This is a genomic window from Kitasatospora sp. NPDC007106, assembly GCF_040634455.1.
Classification (GTDB): Bacteria; Actinomycetota; Actinomycetes; order Streptomycetales; family Streptomycetaceae; genus Kitasatospora; species Kitasatospora arboriphila.
Genome location: NZ_JBEYFP010000756.1, coordinates 1 through 2,784 on the forward strand (window position 1 = coordinate 1; position 2,784 = coordinate 2,784).

The window sequence follows — 2,784 nt, forward strand, 5'->3', positions numbered from 1 at the left end:
CCAGCCCTCCCGCCCTTCGCCCCTCTCCGCACCTGTGCGCCCCCGTACACCCCGTACACCCCGTATGCCCCGGAGGTCCCACCCATGGCCCCACCCGCCCAGGCGGCCGCCCCGCCCGAGGACGGAGCCGCCGCGCCGCCCGCGCTGGAGGCCGTCGGCGTGGCCAAGCGCTTCCCCGGCGTCGTCGCCCTCGACGACGTCTCGCTCACCCTGCGACCCGGCGAGATCCACGCCCTGGTGGGGGAGAACGGCGCCGGCAAGTCCACCCTGATCAAGGTGCTCACCGGCGTGCACCGCCCCGACGCCGGCGAACTGCGGATCGCCGGCCGCCCGGTCACCCTGCACCGGCCGTTCGACGCCCAGCAGGCCGGAGTGTCGACGATCTACCAGGAGGTCAACCTCGTCCCGCTGATGAGCGTGGCCCGCAACGTCTTCCTCGGCCGCGAGCCCCGCACCCGCTTCGGCCTGATCGACTTCGCCCGGATGCACGCGGAGAGCGCCGAACTGCTGGCCGGCCTCGGCGTCACCGTCGACCCGCGCCGCCCGCTGCACACCCTCGGCATCGGCGCCCAGCAGATGGTCGCCCTCGCCCGTGCGGTCTCCGTCGACGCCCGGGTGGTCGTGATGGACGAGCCCACCTCCGCCCTGGAACCGCGCGAGGTGGAGACGCTCTTCCGGGTGGTCGGCGACCTGCACGCGCAGGGCATCGCGATCCTCTACGTCAGCCACCGGATGGACGAGCTGTACCGGCTCTGCGACCGGGTCACCGTGCTGCGCGACGGCCGCCTGGTGCACACCGGCGAACTGGCCGGACTGGACCGGCTCGACCTGGTCTCGATGATGCTCGGCCGGGACGTCGCCGAGGTCCGCCGGCACGGCGTCACCGGCTTCGGCGACGGCCACCGCGCCGACCGCGAACCCGTCCTCACCGCCCGCGGCCTGACCAGGCGCCACCAGCTGCACGGGGTCGGCCTGGAACTGCGCCCCGGCGAGGTGCTCGGCCTCGGCGGACTGCTGGGCTCCGGCCGCAGCGAGACCGCCAAGGCGCTCGCCGGCGCGCTGCCGCTGGACTCCGGTGCCGTCGAGGTGGCCGGCCGCCCGCTCGCCCGGCGCTCCCCGGCCGCCGCGATCCGGGCCGGCATCAGCCTGCTGCCGGAGGACCGCAAGGCCGAGGGGATCGTCCCGGAGCTGTCCGTCCGGGAGAACATCGTGCTCGCCGCGATGCCCCGGCTCTCCCGCTTCGGCCTGGTCTCCCGGCGCCGCCAGGACCGGCTGGTCGAGGTCTTCATGAAGCGGCTGCGGATCAAGGCGTCCAGCCCCGAGCAGAAGGTCGGCGAACTCTCCGGCGGCAACCAGCAGAAGGTGCTGCTCGCCCGCTGGCTCTGCCTGGAGCCCCGGGTGCTGCTGCTCGACGAGCCCACCCGCGGCATCGACGTCGGCGCCAAGGCCGAGGTGCAGGCGCTGATCGACGAGCTCGCCCGCGAAGGGCTGGCGGTGCTGCTGATCTCCTCCGACATCGAGGAGCTCGTCGAGGGCGCCGACCGGATCACCGTGCTGCACGCCGGCGCCGTCGCGGGCGAACTCACCGGCGAACACGTCACCGAGTCCGACCTGCTGGCCCTGCTCGCCGACCGAGCCGACAGCGCCGACAGCGCCGACCGTGCCGTGCCCGCCGGGCCCGTTGCGGCCGACGGCCCGGCCGCGGAGCCCGCCCCCGAGGAGAAGCGATGACCCAGCCCGCCCTCGCCGGGCGCCCGGCCGCGCTGCGGCTGCCCGACGCCGCCTGGCTGCAGAAGTACGGCGTGTACCTCGCCGTCGCCGTCCTGCTGCTGTTCAACGCCCTGTTCACCGAGCACTTCCTGACCGCCGACAACCTGCGCACCCAGCTCGTCCAGGTCGCCCCCGTGGTGATCGTCGCGCTCGGCATGGCCCTGGTCATCGGCACCGAGGGCGTCGACCTGTCGGTCGGCTCCACCATGGCCCTCGCCAGTGCACTGCTGCCGCTCTACCTCGGCTACGGGCTCGTCCCGGCCCTGCTGATCGCCCTGCTCGCCGGAATCGCCGTCGGCCTGGTCAACGGCACCCTGGTGTCCGTCGTCGGACTCCAGCCGATCGTCGCCACGCTCGCCCTGTTCGTCGGCGGCCGCGGCCTCGCCCTGGTCGTCGCCGACGGCCAGCTCAAGCAGATCGTCAACCCCGACCTGCTCGCCCTCGGCTCCGGCAGCCTGCTCGGCGTGCCGTGGACGGTGCTGATCGCCGGGGCGCTCGCGCTGCTCGTCGCCGGGCTCGTCCACCGCACCACCTTCGGCCGCCGCCTGGTCGCCGTCGGCGGCAACCGCACCGCCGCCGGACTGGCCGGCCTGCCCGTCCGCCGGATCCTGTGCGGGGTGTACGTGATCTGCGGGGTGTTCGCCGCCCTCGCCGGTGTGCTGGCCACCGCCCGGCTCACCGCCAGCGACCCGTCCGCCCTGGGCACCCTGATGGAGCTGTCCGCCATCACCGCGGTGGTGGTCGGCGGCACCCCGCTCACCGGCGGCTCGGTCCGCGTCCTCGGCACCGTCACCGGCGCCCTGCTGATGCAGCTGCTGCGCGCCACCCTCGTCAAGCACGACCTGCCCGATTCCACCGCCCAGATCGCCCAGGCGGCCATCATCCTGGCCGCCGTCTACGCCGCCCGGGAGCGCCGGTCGCGATGAAGAAGCCCGCCCTGCTCACACCCGTGCCGGCCGCCGCGCCCGCCGGGCCCCGTTCCGCACCCGGCCTCACCGACGCCCGCCCCGGCCT

2 protein-coding genes are annotated in these 2,784 nt (G+C 74.9%); both read left to right on the forward strand.

Features of this window, described 5'->3' with window-relative positions; translation table 11 throughout:
* Positions 1–84 precede the first annotated feature (84 nt).
* Entirely contained in the window at positions 85–1,731 is a 1,647-nt protein-coding gene (locus tag ABZ641_RS31915; protein ID WP_359987467.1) for a sugar ABC transporter ATP-binding protein, read from the forward strand.
* Positions 1,728–2,696: an ABC transporter permease gene (locus tag ABZ641_RS31920; protein ID WP_344625523.1), complete on the forward strand. Its 969-nt coding sequence runs from the start codon at positions 1,728–1,730 to the stop codon at positions 2,694–2,696. The genes ABZ641_RS31915 and ABZ641_RS31920 overlap by 4 nt, the downstream gene beginning before the upstream one ends.
* Positions 2,697–2,784: the final 88 nt, after the last annotated feature.

Bases quoted from the DNA above. Each gene is read 5' to 3' on its own strand.
- ABZ641_RS31920 (WP_344625523.1), top strand. From the start codon at position 1,728: ATGACCCAGCCCGCCCTCGCCGGGCGCCCGGCCGCGCTGCGGCTGCCC.
- ABZ641_RS31915 (WP_359987467.1), top strand. From the start codon at position 85: ATGGCCCCACCCGCCCAGGCGGCCGCCCCGCCCGAGGACGGAGCCGCC.